General features: G+C 73.0%; 17 protein-coding genes. 5 read left to right on the top strand and 12 right to left on the bottom strand.

Annotated elements, in window-relative coordinates; all coding sequences use genetic code 11:
• Positions 1–61 precede the first annotated feature (61 nt).
• Both ACTVZO_RS06890 and ACTVZO_RS06885 read right to left on the bottom strand, forming a co-directional pair.
• Positions 62–1,630 (bottom strand): alkaline phosphatase D family protein, encoded by a 1,569-nt coding sequence (locus ACTVZO_RS06890; RefSeq protein ID WP_443297528.1) that lies wholly within the window; start codon positions 1,628–1,630, stop codon positions 62–64.
• Positions 1,631–1,736: 106 nt separating this feature from the next.
• A complete protein-coding gene (locus ACTVZO_RS06885; RefSeq protein ID WP_443297527.1) occupies positions 1,737–2,591 on the bottom strand; it encodes an alpha/beta fold hydrolase in 855 nt (284 codons plus the stop codon).
• Between the two features lie 298 nt (positions 2,592–2,889).
• Here ACTVZO_RS06885 and ACTVZO_RS06880 point away from each other — a divergent pair, with 298 nt between their 5' ends.
• Positions 2,890–3,660, top strand: coding sequence for a GntR family transcriptional regulator (locus tag ACTVZO_RS06880; protein WP_443297526.1), 771 nt, complete (start codon positions 2,890–2,892; stop codon positions 3,658–3,660).
• Between the two features lie 207 nt (positions 3,661–3,867).
• Here the strand turns inward: ACTVZO_RS06880 and ACTVZO_RS06875 are convergent, their stop codons facing one another.
• The 3 genes from ACTVZO_RS06875 to ACTVZO_RS06865 all read right to left on the bottom strand — a co-directional run bounded on the left by ACTVZO_RS06875 (position 3,868) and on the right by ACTVZO_RS06865 (position 6,959).
• Positions 3,868–5,025 carry an ROK family transcriptional regulator gene (locus ACTVZO_RS06875; RefSeq protein ID WP_443297525.1) on the bottom strand — a complete coding sequence of 386 codons (1,158 nt, stop codon included), beginning with the start codon at positions 5,023–5,025 and terminating at the stop codon, positions 3,868–3,870.
• Positions 5,026–5,125: 100 nt separating this feature from the next.
• The gene (locus ACTVZO_RS06870; protein ID WP_069919119.1) at positions 5,126–5,776 is read right to left on the bottom strand and encodes a response regulator transcription factor; all 651 of its coding nucleotides are present in this window, start codon (positions 5,774–5,776) and stop codon (positions 5,126–5,128) included.
• 4 nt (positions 5,777–5,780) lie between these two features.
• Positions 5,781–6,959 (bottom strand): sensor histidine kinase, encoded by a 1,179-nt coding sequence (locus tag ACTVZO_RS06865; RefSeq protein WP_443297524.1) that lies wholly within the window; start codon positions 6,957–6,959, stop codon positions 5,781–5,783.
• 108 nt (positions 6,960–7,067) lie between these two features.
• On the opposite strand from ACTVZO_RS06865, the gene ACTVZO_RS06860 reads away from it, so the two are divergent.
• From ACTVZO_RS06860 to ACTVZO_RS06850, 3 genes are read left to right on the top strand one after another with little or no spacing between them, the layout of a single operon-like run.
• Positions 7,068–7,979, top strand: coding sequence for an ABC transporter ATP-binding protein (locus tag ACTVZO_RS06860; protein WP_443297523.1), 912 nt, complete (start codon positions 7,068–7,070; stop codon positions 7,977–7,979).
• A gap of 37 nt (positions 7,980–8,016) precedes the next feature.
• Complete coding sequence (locus tag ACTVZO_RS06855; RefSeq protein WP_443297522.1) at positions 8,017–8,766, top strand: ABC transporter permease; 750 nt, start codon at positions 8,017–8,019, stop codon at positions 8,764–8,766.
• A 40-nt stretch (positions 8,767–8,806) separates the two neighbouring features.
• Positions 8,807–9,244, top strand: a complete 438-nt coding sequence (locus ACTVZO_RS06850) for a hypothetical protein (RefSeq protein ID WP_443297521.1) — start codon at positions 8,807–8,809, stop codon at positions 9,242–9,244.
• On the opposite strand, the gene mug is transcribed toward ACTVZO_RS06850, so the two are convergent.
• From mug to ACTVZO_RS06825, 5 genes are all read right to left on the bottom strand, one after another.
• On the bottom strand, positions 9,241–9,795 hold the full coding sequence (gene mug / locus ACTVZO_RS06845; RefSeq protein WP_443303063.1) for a G/U mismatch-specific DNA glycosylase: 555 nt from the start codon (positions 9,793–9,795) through the stop codon (positions 9,241–9,243). The genes ACTVZO_RS06850 and mug overlap by 4 nt on opposite strands.
• Positions 9,792–11,225 (bottom strand): adenylosuccinate lyase, encoded by a 1,434-nt coding sequence (gene purB / locus ACTVZO_RS06840; RefSeq protein WP_443297520.1) that lies wholly within the window; start codon positions 11,223–11,225, stop codon positions 9,792–9,794. Before purB ends, mug begins: the two co-directional genes overlap by 4 nt.
• 71 nt (positions 11,226–11,296) lie before the next feature.
• A complete protein-coding gene (locus tag ACTVZO_RS06835) occupies positions 11,297–12,088 on the bottom strand; it encodes an SGNH/GDSL hydrolase family protein (RefSeq protein WP_443297519.1) in 792 nt (263 codons plus the stop codon).
• A gap of 58 nt (positions 12,089–12,146) precedes the next feature.
• On the bottom strand, positions 12,147–13,172 hold the full coding sequence (locus tag ACTVZO_RS06830; RefSeq protein ID WP_443297518.1) for a hemolysin family protein: 1,026 nt from the start codon (positions 13,170–13,172) through the stop codon (positions 12,147–12,149).
• On the bottom strand, positions 13,169–14,566 hold the full coding sequence (locus ACTVZO_RS06825; protein WP_443297517.1) for a hemolysin family protein: 1,398 nt from the start codon (positions 14,564–14,566) through the stop codon (positions 13,169–13,171). The genes ACTVZO_RS06830 and ACTVZO_RS06825 overlap by 4 nt, the downstream gene beginning before the upstream one ends.
• Positions 14,567–14,780: 214 nt before the next feature.
• On the opposite strand from ACTVZO_RS06825, the gene ACTVZO_RS06820 reads away from it, so the two are divergent.
• Positions 14,781–15,215, top strand: coding sequence for a GNAT family N-acetyltransferase (locus ACTVZO_RS06820; RefSeq protein ID WP_443297516.1), 435 nt, complete (start codon positions 14,781–14,783; stop codon positions 15,213–15,215).
• On the opposite strand, the gene ACTVZO_RS06815 is transcribed toward ACTVZO_RS06820, so the two are convergent.
• Positions 15,187–15,852, bottom strand: a complete 666-nt coding sequence (locus ACTVZO_RS06815; RefSeq protein WP_443297515.1) for a class I SAM-dependent methyltransferase — start codon at positions 15,850–15,852, stop codon at positions 15,187–15,189. The two genes, ACTVZO_RS06820 and ACTVZO_RS06815, sit on opposite strands and share 29 nt — an antisense overlap.
• Positions 15,853–16,109: 257 nt before the next feature.
• The gene (gene bioD, locus ACTVZO_RS06810; protein ID WP_443297514.1) at positions 16,110–16,835 is read right to left on the bottom strand and encodes a dethiobiotin synthase; all 726 of its coding nucleotides are present in this window, start codon (positions 16,833–16,835) and stop codon (positions 16,110–16,112) included.
• Position 16,836: the final 1 nt, after the last annotated feature.

The following is a 16,836-nucleotide window of genomic DNA, read 5'->3' as shown; positions in this document are numbered from 1 at the left end:
CCGCGCCATTTCCGGATTCCCGGGGCGGTGCGGTCGGGCCGGAGCCCCGCCCGTCTCCTGGTCACTGGCCCACGCGGCCGGGCTGGAGCGTCCGGGTGAACAGTACGCCGCCGCCCTGGCGGCGCAGCCGGACGGTCAGCTCTCCGCTGCCGCCGTCGATGTCGACCTCCCCGTAGTAGGGCGGGTTCTCCGAGGGCGACATGTTGGCGAGCGGGGCCGACTGCACGTACGCCGTCTCCGGGCCGAAGGTGGCGTCGAGCCGCCCGGCCGGGAAGCCGCCGGCGCCGATCGGCCCGGAGACGAACTCCCAGAACGGCGCGAAATCGGTGAAGGCCGCCCGCTCGGGCGCGTAGTGGTTCGCGGCCGTGTAGTGGACGTCGGCGGTGAGCCACACGGTGCCGGTGATGCGGTGGTGCTTGATGTGGCGCAGCAGTTCGGCGAGCTGGAGCTCGCGGCCCAGCGGGGCTCCGGGGTCGCCCTGGGCCACGGCCTCGAAGTTCACCGCGCCGTCGGCGACGACGATCCCCAGCGGCATGTCGGCGGCGATCACCTTCCAGGTGGCGCGGGAACGCGACAGCTCGCGCTTGATCCAGGCCAGCTGCTCGGGGCCGAGGATGCCGACGGGGTCCTCGGTCTGGGTACCGGGGGAGTTCGCGTTCCGGTAGGTGCGCATGTCGAGCACGAACACGTCCAGCAGCGGGCCGTACCGCATCACGCGGTACATCCGGCCCTCGGCGCGGCCGCCGCGCAGGTCGGTGACGGGGAAGTACTCGCCGAAGGCCTGACGGGCCCGGGCGGCGAGGACGTCGGCCTCCCTCACGGTGTAGCGGGGGTCCTCGATCAGCTGGCCCGGGTACCAGTTGTTGCGCACCTCGTGGTCGTCCCACTGCGCGAGGACGGGCACCTGGGCGTTGAAGTCGCGCAGGTTGCGGTCCAGCAGGTTGTAACGGAAGTTCCCGCGGAACTCCGCGAGGGTCTCGGCGACCTTCGACTTCTCCTCGGTGGTGACGTTGTGCCAGACGCTGCCGTCGCGCAGCGGGACGGCGGCCTGGATCGGCCCGTCGGCGTAGATCGTGTCCCCGCTGAAGAGGAAGAAGTCGGGGTCCCGCAGCCGCATTTCCTCGAAGACGCGGTAGCCGCCGAGGTCGGGGTTGATGCCCCAGCCCTGGCCCGCCAGGTCCCCCGACCACAGGAAGCGCACGTCGTGGCGGCGGGAGACGGGGGTGGTGCGGAAGCTGCCGCAGACCGGCTCGCCCGCGCGGCGCGGGTCGTCGGCGTCGGCCAGGACCACCCGGTAGTGGATCTGCTGCCCGGGCGGCAGGTCGCGCAGGACGGCGGTACCGGTGAAATCGCCGGACGGGCCGAGCAGCGGGCCGCGGTGGCGGCGTACGGCGTAGCGGAACGCCTCGCTAGGGGAGGTCTCCACGTACATCCGGGCGGGGCGGTCCGAGCGGGTCCAGACCGTGGCCGAGTGCGCGGTGATCTCGCCGGACTGCACGCCCCACAGCGCCTGAGGGCGCCCCGAGCGGGCGAAGGCGGGGGCGGCGAGTGCCGGGGCGGCGAGCAGCGCGGAGGACAGGGCGAGGGAACCGCCGAGGAGGGTCCGCCGGGTGTGCGGGTTCGATGCCATCGGTGCGTCTCCAGGGGCCGGCGAGATCGGGCCGCACCAGCGTGCCGCCGCACCCCGGCCCGGCCGCGTCTCCCACGCGAACCCAGGATGAACAGCCGTCAGCAGCTCAGGCGGCCGTACGGATCGCCGCGCTGCGGGCCGTGTCCAGGACGACCCGGGCGACCAGCGCGGGATCGTCGCTCATCGGTACGTGGCCGCAGCCCGGCAGCCGCACCAGCCGGGCGCCGGGGACGGTCTGCTTGGCGCGCACGCCCTGGCGGCGCAGGAGCAGCCGGTCGCGGGTGCCCCAGGCGATGGTGACCGGCAGGCCGGGCACGTCCTCGGTGAACCGGACGGAACCGCCGGCGGCCAGGGTCTTCTCGAACCCGGTGGCATCGCGCAGGGCGAGGGTCTCGGCGACCACGGCGTCGGGCGAACGGCGGGCCGGGCGGGCGTAGATGGTGCCGGTCAGGGCGGCCCGGCCGGCCGGGGCCTGTGAGAGCCGCTCCAGCAGGGGGCGGGGCAGCGCCTTGGCGCCGGCGCGCATCGCGAGGAGGGTGGCGAAGGCGTAGCGGCGCTCGCCCTCGGTCCAGAAGCCGGCGGGGGAGAGCGCCGTGACCGAGCGGGCCAGGCCGGTCCGGCCCATTTCGAGCGCGAGCAGACCGCCGAGCGAGTTGCCCGCCACGTGCGGCCGCTCGACACCGAGCGCGGCGCACAGCGCCCCGAGGGCGGGGGCGACGGTGTCCAGGTCGTACGGGACCCCCTCGGGCAGCGGCTCCGAGACGCCGAAGCCGGGCAGGTCTACGGCGATCACGTCGTACTCGGCGGCCAGGATGCCGGTCACCGGGTGCCATGCCTGGAGGTGGTGGCCGATGCCGTGCAGCAGGAGGAGCGGTTCGCCCGCGCCCTTGCGCTCATAGGCGACGGTGGCGGTGCGCGGGCCGAGCGGCGAATCGATGGTGAACGAGACCGTGGCGGTCATGCTGCTCCTCGTCGGGTGGACGCGTGCGAGACAGGCTGTCAGTAGTGCCCAACGCCATGATTACCGCCCGGTAGCCCTTGACTACAAGCCTTTGGGGCCTTCCGGGTGCACGAGAACATCCCGTGAACGGCTTGATACCCATGCCCGATCTGCCCGGCAAAGGGCTGAGCATTGGTCTTGACCAAGGGGGTGCACCGTCCTATCGTCGCAGGGGATAGTGCAGGAACCTTTAATAAACAAGGGCGCGGAACTGCCGCTGGAACACACGGCGAGTGCAGCGATGGCAGGAGGATTCAGGGTGGGGACCACGCAGCTCGAAACGGTGCCGGAGCCGAAGTACTGGCACCTCAAGACCGTCCTCAGCGAAGCGCTCGACCAGGACTTCGCCGTCGGCGAGGTGCTGCCCAACGAGCGTGAACTCGCGGCCCGTTTCGGAGTCGCCCGCGCGACCCTGCGCCAGGCGCTGGAGCAGCTCGAGCTCGAAGGCCGCCTTCAGCGGCGCCGCGGCGTCGGCACCACCGTCGCCCCGCCGCGCGTCGGCGTCGCCGTCGGCAGCACGCAGCACGGTTGGCCGGCCGAGGACACCGACGGCTGGGAGCCGGTGGACGCGGGCGAGGGCCTCCCGTCGGCCGCGGTCCTCAAGCTGCTCGGCTCGGGCGGCGCCTTCGCCGCCGAACAGACCGTCCACACCGTCCGCCGGACCCGGGTCAACCAGGGGCAGGTCGTCGCCGCCGAACTGCTCTACGTGCCGGCCGCCTCCGTGCCCGGACTTCCCGCCATCGAGGCCCCGAGCGGGCCCGCCCGCGCCCGCGCCGTCCTGCGCGAACTCCAGCGGCTGGCCCTGGACGGCCAGGACCGCTCGGTGGAGCTCGGTTCCGCCCGGGCCGACGACGCCAAGGAGCTGGACCGGCTGCCGGGCGCCCCGGTCCTGCTGGTCACCACGCGCTACTTCACCGAGGCGGGCACGGCCGCGGCCTCGGTGGCCACCTACCGCGCCGACACCTGCCGCCTGACCTTCGGCGACTCGGGCGACGTCGAGATCACGCACGAGTCGCGCGTCGCCTCCTGAACCGCGGGAGACGGGCCGGAACCGGGCACTCTGCCCGGTTCCGGCGCGGGCGCTGTCATCTCGCCGTCGCCGTCGCCGAGGGCACGCTGAAGCCTGGGCGGCCTTTCGCGGGCCTGAGCGGGTCCGGACCGGGCTGAGCCCGGCCGGGGCGTGCTGAGGCGCGTGCCCGGCCGGAGTGTGCCGAGGCGCGCGCGCCCGGCGGCAGCCTCAGCGGCGGCGGGTCGTGACCGTCTTCTCCACCGCGAAGAGCTCTTCCTCCACATGGTCCAGGGCCAGCCGCAGCGCCCCGGTGGCCACCGCGGCCTCGCCCAGCATGGACAGGGCCACCCTCGGCGGACGCAGGCAGTAGCGCTCCAGCTCCTGGCGGAGGGGGCCCAGCACCCCGTCCAGTCCGGCCGCCCAGCCGCCGACGACGACCAGCTCCGGATCCATCGCCAGGACCAGCGCGGCCACGTCGTGGACCAGGCGCTGGATGAACCGCTGCACGGCCGCCACCGCCCGCTCGTCGCCCCGCCGGGCCATCGCGAAGACCTCGGCGACGGCCGGTTCGTCCAGCGGGTGCAGGGGCTCGCCGGTGGTGGACAGCAGCTTCTCGGGAGTGACCTCACGGCCCAGCAGGTGCAGGGCGCCGATCTCACCGGCCGCCCCGCCGAACCCCCGGTGCAGGCGGCCGCCGATCAGCGAGCCCGCGCCCGGGCTGAGCCCCGCCATCACGAACACCATGTCGTCCGTGTCCCGCGCGGCCCCCTTCCAGTGCTCGGCGACTGCCGCCGCGTTGGCGTCGTTCTCCACCTGCACCGGGCAGCGGAACGAACGCCGCAGCCGGTCACCGAGCGGCAGCCCGGTCCAGCCGGGCAGCGCCGTGCCGAGGCGGACCGTGCCGTCGGCCTCCACGATGCCGGGGCTGCCTACCCCGACCGCCCGCAGCGAGTCGCGCGGAACCCCGGCCCGGCGCAGCAGGTCCGCGACCGCAGCACGCACCCGCTCCAGCCGCTCGTCGGCCGAGGCCGCCTCGGCGACGTCCTTGGTACCGGCGCCGATGACCCGCCCGTCCAGCCCGGACAGCAGTACCGCGACCCGGTGCGAGCCGATCTCGATGCCCAGCAGATGCCCCGCCTCGGCCCGGAAGCGGAACCTCCGCGCAGGACGCCCCTGCCGCCGCGCGCCTTCCTCGGCATCGGCCTCGACGACGAGCCCGGTCCCGATCAGCCCTTCGACGACTCCCTCGACGGTGGGCCGGGACAGCCCGGTGACCCGGGTGAGGTCGGTGAGGGTCGGCGACTGGGCCGCGCGCAGTGCCCGAAGCACCACGGCGGAATTGATCCGCCGGAGCAGGGAGGGATCCCCGCCGGTCAGCTGCCCCAACGTGTGTCCTCCCAGCGGGTGAGCCTGTCAGCCGGATCGTACTGCGCACCCGTCACAGCGGCGAGAAGCGGCCCCCCATCGGCCGGAAAGCGCCCCGCCCTCAGGCAGGGGCGACGAAGCCCGACTCGTACGCCGTGATCACCGCCTGGGTGCGGTCCCGCGCGCCCAGCTTGGCCAAGATCGCACTGACGTGCGACTTCACCGTCTCGGCGCCGATGATCAGCTCGCCCGCGATCTCCACGTTGGTCAGGCCCCGCGCCATGAGCCGCAGCACCGACTCCTCCCGCTCGGTCAGGGCCGCCCGCTCCAGCGCGGCCCGGGCCTGCCGGTTGCCGTACTCCGCCGCCAGCGCCCGCACCGCTGCCGGGAAGAGCAGCGTCTCGCCCTCCGCGACCAGCCGTACCGCGTGCACGATCTCCGAGGGCCGCGCCCGCTTGAGCAGGAACCCGTCCGCCCCGGCGCGCAGCGCCTGGTAGACGTACTCGTCGTTCTCGAAGGTCGTGACCACGAGGATCTTCGGGGGCGAATCCACCGTCCGCAGGACCGCCCGGGTGGCCTCGATCCCGTCGAGCAGCGGCATCCGCACGTCCATCGCCACCACGTCGGGACGCAGTTGCCGTACGAGCGGCACGACCGACGCCCCGTCGGCCGCCTCACCCACCACTTCGATGTCGGGCTGGGCTTCCAGGACGGCGCGCAGACCCGCGCGCACCAGGGGTTCGTCGTCGACGAGCAGTACGGTAACCGGCATCCCGTCAGCGTATTCGCTCCAGCGGAAGCCGGGCGCGCACCCTCCAACTGCCGTCGTACGGACCGGTCTCGGCCTCCCCGCCCAGCAGCGCGGCGCGCTCGCGCATGCCGCGCAGCCCGCCGCCCGTTCCCGTCATCAGTGCCGGGCCCTCCGGCAGCGGATTGATCACCTCCAGGTCCAGCCGCCCGACCGCAGCCTCGATCCGCACCCGGACCGGCACCGGGCCGCAGTGCCGCAGCACGTTGGTCAGCGCCTCCTGAAGGATCCGGTACCCCTCACGGGTGACGGGCCCCGGCAACTGCTCCAGTGGGCCGAACAGTTCGGCGTCCACCGTGGAACCGGAGGCACGTGCGGACTGCAACAGCCGGTCGGCGTCGGCGAGGGTGGGCCGTTGCGAGGGCGGCTGCGCGGACTCCCGCAGCACCAGCAGCACCCGCTCCAGGTCGTCCATCGCGGCCCGGCCGGTCTCCTCGATCGCGCACAGCGCCCGCTCCGTGAACTCCGGGTCCCCGGCGGCCCGGGCCGCACCCGCCTGGACGACCGCCACGGTCAGCGCGTGCCCGATGGAGTCGTGCAACTCCCGGGCGATCCTCGTCCGTTCCAGCAGCTGCTCGGTACGGGCCTCCAGCGCGCTGAGCCGCTCGGCGGCCGAAGGCCCCAGCAGCCTGCCCGCGATGGCCGTGACGGCCTCGCCCAGCAGGACCACGATGATCACCAGCAGAACCACCGGCACCGGCACGAGGAGGACGGCCGCCCAGCGGGGCGGGGCGAACGGCAGGATCACGTCGTCCCCGCCCAGCGGTTGCCCCGCCGCGGTGAGGACGAGCTCCAGCGTCATCACGGGGAGCCATACCGTGGCCAAAATCGCCGCACCCGCCAGCACGAGACGTATCTCCAGCCAGACGACCGTCCGCCAGCGGTCCCCCCACCGGGCCGACGGGGCCGTACTGATGGACCCGTCGTGGCCGCCGCGCTCGTGCGGCGCCAGCAGGAACTGGGCCTGCAGACCCTCGGCCACCCGCACCCACGGGATCAACCCGAAGGGCGCGACGATCAAGGCAGGCATCCACGGCCACGCCGGCTCTATGAACATCCATATGGACACGATGAGGATGGGCACGAGCAGGTGCAGCCAGCGGGTGTACGTGATCCCGCGAAGGGGAGCACGAAGCAGTCGGTACATGTCCTCATCCTGGCAGTTGGCCCTCGGGTGACGTCTCCCCCGTGCGGGGGAGACGATCCCCCCGCACGGGGGAGGGCAGGGGGTGGGCCCGGCGGCGAACGTTGAGGCATGAACACGATCGAGATCCGAGAGCTCACCAAGGAGTACGGCGCCCACCGTGCGGTGGACGGCCTGACCTTCGACGTCCTGCCGGGGCGGGTCACGGGATTCCTGGGCCCCAACGGCGCCGGCAAGTCCACGACGATGCGTCTGCTGCTGGGCCTGGACCGGGCCACATCGGGCACGGCCACCATCGGAGGCCGGAGTTACCCGGACTTCCCCGACCCCCTGCACCGGGTCGGCGCGCTGCTGGACGCGCAGGCGGCGCACGGCGGCCGCACCGCCCGGGACCACCTCCGATTCCTCGCCGCGGCCGGCCGGGTGCCGATGCGCCGGGTGGACGAGGTCCTGGAGCAGACCGGAATGGCCTCCGTGGCCAAGCGGCGGATCAAGTCCTTCTCGCTCGGCATGCGTCAGCGCCTCGGCATAGCCGCCGCGTTGCTGGGCGACCCCGGAGTGCTCCTGCTGGACGAGCCGACCAACGGCCTCGACCCCGAGGGCATCATCTGGATCCGCGAGCTGATGCGCGGCTTCGCCGCCGACGGACGCACCGTACTGGTCTCCAGCCACCTGATGTCGGAGACCTCGGCGCTCGCCGACCATCTGATCGTGCTCGGCAACGGCAAGCTGCTGGCCGACACCTCGGTGAAGCAGTTCATCGACGCCCGAAGCACCCGGCGGGTGAGGCTGCGCACGTCCGACCCGGTCCGGCTGCGGGCCGCCCTGGCCCGGGAGGGCTTCGAGCTGGCGACCGCCGAGGACGGGCGGTGGACCGTCGAGGGCCTGCGGGCCGAACAGCTCGGCAGCCTGGCCGCCCGCGAGGGCATCCCCATGCTGGAACTCTCCGACGAGCGCGCCTCGCTGGAGCAGGCCTACCTCGACCTCACCGCCGATCACGCGCAGTTCACCGCAACCCGCTGACTCACCCCTACCTTCCCTGCCGTCAGGAGGCACCGCCATGCGCGCCGCTCTGCCCACCGTCCCCGCCCTGCACTCGGAATGGATCAAGATACGGTCCCTGCGCGGCTCCGTCGGGGCGCTGATAGCCGTCTTCGTGGCCACCGCGGGCATACAGGTGCTCACGGCCGCGGCGATCGGCACGGCCGAGGCCGGCAGCATGGGACCGGACCCGCTCTACGCGGCGTACTACGGCCTCGTGTTCGGCCAGATCGCCGCCATGACCTTCGGTGCGGGCGCCCTGTCCTGCGAGTTCCAGAACGGCGCGCTGCGCACCTCACTGGCCGCCGTACCGAACCGCACCCGGTTCTACCTGTCGAAGATGGCGATGGTCGGTGGACTTACCCTGCTCGTCGGTCAGATCACCGGGCTGGTCACCTTCCTCGGCGGCCAGGCCTTCATGGGCCCCTACGCCCTTCGGCTCGGCGACCCGGGTACCTACCGTGCCATCGTCGGCTGCGGGCTCTACCTGGCGCTGATGGCTTTGTTCGCCGCTGGGCTGGCCGCTGTGCTGCGGAGCGGAACGGCCGTGCTGAGCCTGCTCATACCCTTCGTCATGCTGGTCTCGTTCATCGTCGGAGAGGCCACGGGCGGCATGGACCGGTTCCTGCCGGACCGTGCCGGGCAGATGGTGATGCACTCGCAGGGGCAGGAGGGCCTCGGCACCTGGGCCGGGCTCGGCGTGATGGCGCTGTGGGCGGGAGCGGCGGTGTTCGGCGGCTGGCTGGCGGTGCGGCGCCGGGACGCGTGACCCCGGGCCAGTTGTCAGTGGCGGTCGGGATACTGACGGTATGACCACGGCAGAGCATCTCGACACGATCGACCGGCTCCGGGTGCGGGAGTTCCCCACCGAGCCGGTCTGGTCCGGCGGGCGGAGCAGCGGCCCGGGTTACCACCTCGTCCCGGTCGGCCGGACCGCGGACTTCTGGGAGGACGGCGGCGCGGGCCGCACCGAGGCGGCCGACCAGATCAGCGCCGAGTACGGGGCGCTCACCCAGGCCCTGTCCGACCGGTGGGGAGAGCCGCAGGTCTTCAGCCTGGGATCGCTGAGGGACCGGGGGTTCGACGGCGAGGAGATACCCGAGCCGTGGGACGAGCTGAGCAACACCACCGATCACGTCCACCTGTGGCGGGCCGGGGAGCAGTGGCTGGTGGCCTACGTGGCCCGGTGGGACGAGGGCGACCCCTACCAGTTGATGGCAGGGGTCACCGTCGTCGACCCGCCCTAGGTTCCGGGGGGCTCGGGGGCGTCGGCGGCCGTGCGGAGGCGGGCGTACTCCTGGGCCATGGACTCGGCCGTCCAGTGGGCGTTGAGGCCGCTGGGGTTGGGCAGGGCCCAGAGCCGGGTGGAGCCGATGGTCCGCTCCTGGGGGCCGATCTGCGCCTTCCGCTCGCCGAAGGCGGTGCGGTAGGCGGTGACGCCGACCACGGCCAGCCACTGGGGGCGCAGCAGTTCCACCTTGGCCGTCAGGATGCGGCCGCCCTCGCGGAACTCCTCAGCGGTGAGCTCGTCGGCGCGGGCCGTGGCGCGGGCGACGACGTTGGTGATGCCGAGGCGGTAGGCCAGCAGTTCTTCCTGCTCCGCAGGGTCAAGGCGGCGGGGGGTGAAGCCGGACAGATGCAGGACGGGCCAGAAGCGGTTGCCGGGGCGGGCGAAGTGGTGGCCCGTGGCGGCGGAGAGGAGACCGGGGTTGATGCCACAGAAGAGCACGCGCAGACCGCCCGTGACCACGTCCGGGATGACGCGGTCACGGGCGGCGTTCAGCTCGTCGGGGGTCAGAGGATCGACCCCGGCGCGTATCCGGCGGCCTCCGGGTGCTGCTTGGCGATGGCCTCGATGCGGGAGACCACCGCCGCGACCTGGTCACCCGCTGCGCCGGTGAAGGACAGCTTGTCGGCCATCAGGGCGTCGAGCTGGGCACGGTCCAGCGGCATCCGGTCGTCGGCGGCCAGCTTGTCCAGCAGCTCGTTGCGCTCGGCGCCCTGCTCGCGCATGGCGAGCGCGGAGGCGACCGCGTGCTCCTTGATGACCTCGTGGGCGGCCTCGCGGCCGACCCCGGCCCGCACCGCGCCCATCAGGACCTTGGTGGTCGCGAGGAACGGCAGGTAGCGGTCCAGCTCGCGGGCGACGACCGCCGGGAAGGCGCCGAACTCGTCCAGGACCGTCAGGAAGGTCTCCAGCAGGCCGTCGAAGGCGAAGAACGCGTCCGGCAGGGCCACGCGGCGGACCACGGAGCAGGAGACGTCGCCTTCGTTCCACTGGTCGCCGGCCAGCTCGCCGGTCATCGAGGCGTAGCCGCGCAGGATGACCATCAGGCCGTTCACACGCTCGCAGGAGCGGGTGTTCATCTTGTGCGGCATCGCGGAGGAGCCGACCTGGCCCGGCTTGAAGCCTTCGGTGACCAGCTCGTGGCCGGCCATCAGGCGGATCGTCTTGGCGATCGACGACGGGGCGGCGGCCAGTTGCACCAGGGCGGTGACCACGTCGTAGTCGAGGGAGCGGGGGTAGACCTGGCCGACCGAGGTGAAGGCCTGGGCGAAGCCGAGGTGGGTGGCGATCCGCTGCTCCAGGTCGGCGAGCTTGGCCGCGTCGCCGCCGAGCAGGTCGAGCATGTCCTGGGCGGTGCCCACCGGGCCCTTGATCCCGCGCAGCGGGTAGCGCTCCAGGAGGTTCTCCAGGCGGTCGTAGGCGACCAGCAGCTCATCGGCGGCCGTTGCGAAGCGCTTGCCCAGGGTGGTCGCCTGCGCGGCGACGTTGTGGGAGCGGCCGGCCATGACCAGCTCGGCGTGCTCGCCGGCCAGCTTGCCCAGGCGGGCCAGGACGGCGACCGCACGGTCGCGGGCCAGCTCCAGCGAGAGCCGGATCTGGAGCTGCTCGACGTTCTCGGTGAGGTCGCGGGAGGTCATGCCCTTGTGGACGTGCTCGTGACCGGCGAGGGCGTTGAACTCCTCGATGCGGGCCTTCACGTCGTGCCGGGTGACCTTCTCGCGCTCGGCGATGGAGGCGAGGTCGACCGTCTCCAGGACGCGCTCGTAGTCGGCGAGGGCCGCGTCGGGGACCTCGATGCCGAGGTCCTTCTGGGCGCGCAGCACGGCGAGCCACAGCCGCCGCTCCAGCGTCACCTTGTACTCGGGGGACCACAGGACGGCGAGCTCCGCGGAGGCGTAGCGGCCGGCCAGGACATTGGGGATGCGGGGCTTGGCAGTCACGTAGAGGGATTCTACTTGGGCCGCCGCTGTGTGTTTACGCAGGTAGGGACCCCGGCTCCGATTGTGCCTTGCTACGAGAGCCGATCCTGCGGTGCGGGCTCGTACGGGAGGAGTTCCGGACGCTTGGCCGGGCGGCCGTCTCCGGAGGAGCGGCCCGTCAGGCGGCGGCCGACCCAGGGGAGCAGGTGCTGACGGGCGAAGCTCAGGTCCTGGGAGCGGCGTACCGTCCAGCCGGGGGGCGGCGTCGCGGGCAGTTCCGTGCGCCAGTCCTGCTCCGCGGGCAGGCCGAGGGTCTGCCAGACGGCCTCGGCCACCCGTCGGTGGCCCTCGGCCGTCAGGTGCAGCCGGTCCACGTCCCACATGCGGGGGTCGCCGAGCGCGGGAGCCCCGTACAGGTCGACCACGAGGGCGCCGTGCCGCGCGGCGAGCTCCTCGATGATCGTGAAGAGCTCCTCCATGCGCGGACGGAACCGCTCCATGACCGGCCCGTTGCGCCCGGGGGAGCGCATCAGGACGAGGTGCTTGCACGACGGGGCGAGGAGCTCCACGGCCGCCTCCAGGTGACCCCGGACCCGGCCCATGTCCACCTTGGGGCGCAGGGTGTCGTTCAGCCCGCCGACCAGCGTGACCACGTCGGCGCCCATGGCCGCCGCGGCCGGAGCCTGCTCCTCGGCGATCTGCCCGATCAGCTTCCCGCGGACCGCGAGGTTCGCGTAGCGGAAGCCCGGCTCGCGCGCCGCGAGGCGGGCGGCCAGCAGGTCGGCCCAGCCCCGGTAGGAGCCGCTGGGCAGCAGGTCGGACAAGCCCTCGGTGAAGGAGTCGCCGACCGCGACAAAACTGGTGTAAGAGGCATTCATCTCCATGGCGGGAGAGATGCTACCGCGCAGTACCCCGGCCCCGCAGGGCCGGGGACCGCAACCGTCAGGCGGAAGCCGGCCTGCCGAACAGCTCGCGCAGCACGTCCTCCATGGTCACCAGGCCCGTCATGGCACCGTCCGGCCCCAGGACGGCGGCCAGGTGCGTCCGGCTGCGCCGCATGGCGGTCAGCACGTCGTCCAGCGGGGTCTCCGCCCGCACCTGGGCGATCGGCCGCAGCGCCGGCACCGGGAAGGGCTCGTCGCGGTACTCCGCCTCCGCGTCCAGGGCGTCCTTGACGTGCAGGTAGCCCAGGATCCGGTGCTGGGCGTCGATGACCGGGAAACGCGAGTAGCCGGTCTGCGCCGACATCCGCTCCAGGCCCGCCGGGGTGATGCCCTCCCGCGCCGACACCACCAGGTCCGCCGGCAGCACCACATCGGTGACCGGGCGGCGGCCCAGTTCCAGGGCGTCGTGCAGGCGCTCGCTCGCCCGGTCGTCAAGGAGCCCCGCATTGCTGGAGTCCTTGACCATCCGGGCCAGCTCGTTGTCCGAGAAGCTCGCCGCGACCTCGTCCTTCACCTCGACCCGCAGCAGTCGCAGCAGGGTGTTGGCGAAGGTGTTGATCGTGAAGATCACCGGCCGCAGCCCCCGCGTGAGGGTCACCAGCGGCGGCCCCAGCAGCAGGGCGGTGCGGACCGGTTCGGCCAGCGCCACGTTCTTCGGCACCATCTCGCCGAACAGCATGTGCAGGTACGTCGCCAGCGCCAGCGCCACCGCGAAGGAGATCGCGTGTGTCAGGGCGGACGGCACCCCGACCGCGTCGAAGAGCGGCGTGAGCAGGTGCGCGATGGCCGGTTCGGCCACCACACCCAGCACCAGGGTGCACAGGGTGATGCCGAGCTGGGCCGCCGCCATCAGGGCCGAGACGTGCTCCAGACCCCACAGCACCGCCCGGGCCCGCCGGTCGCCCTGCTCGGCGTACGGCTCGATCTGGCTGCGCCGGACCGAGATCAGCGCGAACTCCGCGCCGACGAAGAAGGCGTTGACGACCAGGGTCGCCAGGCCGATCAGCAGCTGGATCGCGATCATCGGCCCTTCTCCCCGTCCTTCTCGTCCTTCTCGGTGTTCTTCGCGCTTTTCGTGCTCTTCTTGTTTGTTTCGTCCGCTTCGACGTCCGGCTCGGACGGCACGTGCAGCAGCACCCGGGCGGCCCGTCGGCCGCCGGCGTCCACCACGTCCAGTCGCCAGCCGTCCAGCTCGAGGGTGTCGCCGACGGACGGGATCCGGCCCAGCTCGGTCGCTATCAGCCCGGCCAGGGTCTCGTACGGGCCCTCCGGCACGCGCAGTCCGATCCGCTGGAGCTGGTCGGTGCGGGCCGAGCCGTCGGCGGAGTAGAGCCGGCGCCCGTCCTCGTCGGTACCGGCCGGGGCCAGGTCCGCGGTCTCGTGCGGGTCGTGCTCGTCGCGGACCTCGCCGACGACCTCCTCGACGATGTCCTCGAGGGTCGCGACGCCGGCCGTGCCGCCGTACTCGTCGATGACCACGGCCATCGTCTGCTTGCCGGACAGCCGGTCCAGCAGCCGGTCCACGGTCAGGGACTCCGGTACCAGGAGCGGCTCGCGCAGCAGCTGCGACACCGAGCGCCGGTGGCGCTCCTCGGCGGGCAGCGCCAGCACGTCCTTGATGTGGACCGTGCCCACGACCGTGTCGAGGCTGCCCCGGTAGACCGGGAAGCGGGACAGGCCGGTGGCCAGCGTCGCGTTCGCCACGTCCTCGGCCGTCGCCTGCACGTCGAGGGCGGTGACCTGGACGCGCGGGGTCATCACGTTCTCCGCGGTCAGGTCGGCGAGGTTCAGGGTCCGCACGAACAGTTCGGCGGTGTCCTTCTCCAGTGCGCCCGACTTGGCGGAGTGCCGCGCCAGGGCGATCAGCTCCTGCGGGGTGCGGGCGGAGGCCAGCTCCTCGGCCGGCTCCATCCCGAGGCGGCGCACCATGTGGTTCGCGGTGGTGTTGAGGTGGCTGATCAGGGGCCTGAAGGCCCGGCTGAAGACCCGCTGGAGCGTCGCCACGCGTTTGGCGATCGCCAGCGGGGAGGAGATGGCCCAGTTCTTGGGCACGAGCTCGCCCACGACCATCAGGACGATGGTCGACAGGACCGTGCCGAGGACCAGGGCGGTGGAGGAGGCGGCACCGGCCGACAGCCCCATGTCCTTGAAGGGGCCCTCGAGCAGGGCGGCGATCGAGGGCTTGGAGATCATACCGATGACCAGGCCGGTCACGGTGATGCCGAGCTGGGCACCGGAAAGCTGGAACGTCAGGGTCCGGACGGCGGCCAGAGCGCTGTCGGCTCCGCGCTCACCTCGCTCGACGGCCTCTTCGAGCTCGCTGCGCTCGACCGTGGTCAGCGAGAACTCGGCCGCGACGAAGACTCCGCAGGCAAGGCAGAGCAGCAGTGCCACGACGAGCAGGAGCACTTCGGTCATCGCTCGATCACCTCCGTCCCATGATCGGCCAGGAGGCGGGGTGCCGCGCGATGTCGCGAACGGGAGGAGCGGGAATGTCGTGGACTGGGAGGCTCGCCCATGGGCGGACGCTCACACCTTTCACTCAGGAGGATCTTTGCCCTCCATGGTAAAGGACGGGCAAAGGAGGGGGATCACACTTTTGGTGGAGCGGCCCGGATGATGGGATCCGGACATGAGTGATCTTCACGTCGGCCCCGCCGCGGCGACCGATCTCCCCGACGTACTGGACTTCTGGAAGGCCGCCGCCGAGGGCACGAGTATCAGCGACGATCTCGCGGGGGTCGAGCGGCTCCACGTGCGCGACCCGCAGGCGCTACTGCTCGCCCGCCGTGACGGGGAGCTGGTCGGCACCGTGATCGCCGGCTTCGACGGCTGGCGCTGCCACCTGTACCGGCTCGCCGTGCACCCCGGACACCGCAGGCAGGGCATCGGTACGGCCCTGCTGGCGGCGGCCGAGGAGCGGTTCGAGGCGCTCGGGGGGCGACGCGGGGACGCGATGGTGCTCGACCGGAACGCGTCGGCGCACCGGGCGTGGGACGCGGCCGGCTACCGGCCCGAGGAGCAGTGGACCCGCTGGGTCAAGCCACTCGGCGCGCCGACCCGATGACGCAGTAGGACGTGGGGAGGGCCGGACCGCGCTCGGGCAGCCGGAAGGCGCGCTGCGAGACGATCCGGAACCCGGCGGCCTCCACCGCGGCGAGCGGGTCGCGGGAGGTGTGGCAGCCGCCGAAGAGGAACGGCCAGACGGTGCGGTCCAGGGCGCGCTGGACGGCGGCCATGCCGGGGCCGGGTGCCAGGCCGTGCTCGAAGAAGCGCAGCTCGGCGTCGGGGCGGAGCACGCGGTGCAGTTCGGCGAGGGCGCGGGGCAGGTCCCGTACGGAGCACAGCACCAGCGAGGCGACGGCGGCGTCGAAGGCCTCGCTCTTGACGGGGAGGGCCTCGGCGGCGGCGGGTACGACGTCCACGGGGACCTCGACGCACAGGGTCGCCTGGGTGGCGAGGCGGCGCAGGGTGCGGTCCGGTTCCACGGCGACGACCTCGGAGACGGCGCGGGGGTAGTGCGGGAAGTTCAGGCCGTTCCCGGCGCCGATCTCGATCACGCGGCCGGACACTCCGTGGAGCAGCTCGCGGCGGAGGGCGGCGATGCCGCCGCGGGTCTCGGCGGATCTGCTGGCGCGGGCGTAGAAGCGGGCGAAGACGGGGTGGTGGACCGGGTCGTGGCGCGGGGTGCGGCGCGGCGGCATGGCGGACCTCCCGGGCGGTCGGGGGTGTGCGTGCCCGTGCCTTCAGCGTGCCCTGTTCGGCGGAGCCTCATCCCTGGCGGTGTGGTGGCCGTGGCTCGGCGCCGCCGCCGGGGCTCCGCCCCGGACCCCGCGCCTCAAACGCCGGCGGGGCAGGCTAGCGCCCCGGCGGGCTGGAGGGTGCGCCGGTGGGCCGGAGGGAGCGCCGGTGGGGGCTGGAGGGTGCCCCGGCGGGGGAGGTTGGCCTGCCGGGGCTCGGGTCAGGCCGGTGGGGACCAGGTGTGGAGGAAGGACTGTTCGGACCAGGTGCCCGTGAGGGGTGGGGCCAGCCAGGTGGGGGACTGGGTGCGGAACGCGGCCGGGGGAAGGGTGCCCGCGCCGTGTGGGATCGCGCCCAGGAGGGGGGCGCCCGCGGACTTCGGGAGGTCGGCCAGGTTGCAGCGGGAGGCCAGGTCCGGGGACGAGGGCCAACTGCCGACGACCACGCCCAGCGCCGTCAGGTCACGCGCCCGCAGGACCTCCGCCGTCAGGGCCGTGGAGTTGAGGGTGCCGAGGCCCGCCGGGGCCACCACCAGGACCGGGGCGCCGAGCAGGGCGGCCGCGTCGGCCAGGGTGTGGCCCGCCTCGTCGAAGCGGACCAGCAGCCCGCCCGCGCCCTCCACCAGGACCAGGTCGTGGTGGAGGGACAGCCGGCGGGCCGCCTCGGCGATGTCCGACGGGGAGAGCGTCGGCAGCCCGGCCCGGCGGGCCGCCGTGTCCGGGGCCAGCGGCTCCGGGTAGCGGGCCAGTTCGACCGCCGTGACGGCGGGTCCGGCCAGCCGGACCGCCTCCGCCGCGTCCCCCGGCTCGTCCGGGCCGACACCCGTCTGCGCGGGCTTGAGCACCGCCACCGAGCGGCCCGCGGCCACCGCCGCGGCCGCGATCGCCGAGGTGACCACGGTCTTGCCGATCTCCGTGCCCGTACCGGACACGACCAGAATGGACATC

The organism is Streptomyces sp. IBSNAI002 (genome assembly GCF_052244475.1).
Taxonomy (GTDB): domain Bacteria; phylum Actinomycetota; class Actinomycetes; order Streptomycetales; family Streptomycetaceae; genus Streptomyces.
Note: the sequence above shows the minus strand (reverse complement) of the source record. Positions and strands in the feature narration are given on the sequence as shown.

Excerpts from the sequence above, each read along its gene's own strand:
- ACTVZO_RS06870 (WP_069919119.1), bottom strand. The coding sequence starts at position 5,776 with ATGCCGGTTACCGTACTGCTCGTCGACGACGAACCCCTGGTGCGCGCG.
- ACTVZO_RS06885 (WP_443297527.1), bottom strand. The coding sequence starts at position 2,591 with ATGACCGCCACGGTCTCGTTCACCATCGATTCGCCGCTCGGCCCGCGC.
- ACTVZO_RS06890 (WP_443297528.1), bottom strand. The coding sequence starts at position 1,630 with ATGGCATCGAACCCGCACACCCGGCGGACCCTCCTCGGCGGTTCCCTC.
- ACTVZO_RS06820 (WP_443297516.1), top strand. The coding sequence starts at position 14,781 with ATGAGTGATCTTCACGTCGGCCCCGCCGCGGCGACCGATCTCCCCGAC.
- ACTVZO_RS06825 (WP_443297517.1), bottom strand. The coding sequence starts at position 14,566 with ATGACCGAAGTGCTCCTGCTCGTCGTGGCACTGCTGCTCTGCCTTGCC.
- ACTVZO_RS06815 (WP_443297515.1), bottom strand. The coding sequence starts at position 15,852 with ATGCCGCCGCGCCGCACCCCGCGCCACGACCCGGTCCACCACCCCGTC.
- ACTVZO_RS06865 (WP_443297524.1), bottom strand. The coding sequence starts at position 6,959 with ATGTACCGACTGCTTCGTGCTCCCCTTCGCGGGATCACGTACACCCGC.
- ACTVZO_RS06830 (WP_443297518.1), bottom strand. The coding sequence starts at position 13,172 with ATGATCGCGATCCAGCTGCTGATCGGCCTGGCGACCCTGGTCGTCAAC.
- ACTVZO_RS06850 (WP_443297521.1), top strand. The coding sequence starts at position 8,807 with ATGACCACGGCAGAGCATCTCGACACGATCGACCGGCTCCGGGTGCGG.
- ACTVZO_RS06855 (WP_443297522.1), top strand. The coding sequence starts at position 8,017 with ATGCGCGCCGCTCTGCCCACCGTCCCCGCCCTGCACTCGGAATGGATC.
- ACTVZO_RS06835 (WP_443297519.1), bottom strand. The coding sequence starts at position 12,088 with ATGGAGATGAATGCCTCTTACACCAGTTTTGTCGCGGTCGGCGACTCC.
- ACTVZO_RS06860 (WP_443297523.1), top strand. The coding sequence starts at position 7,068 with ATGAACACGATCGAGATCCGAGAGCTCACCAAGGAGTACGGCGCCCAC.
- bioD (WP_443297514.1), bottom strand. The coding sequence starts at position 16,835 with ATGTCCATTCTGGTCGTGTCCGGTACGGGCACGGAGATCGGCAAGACC.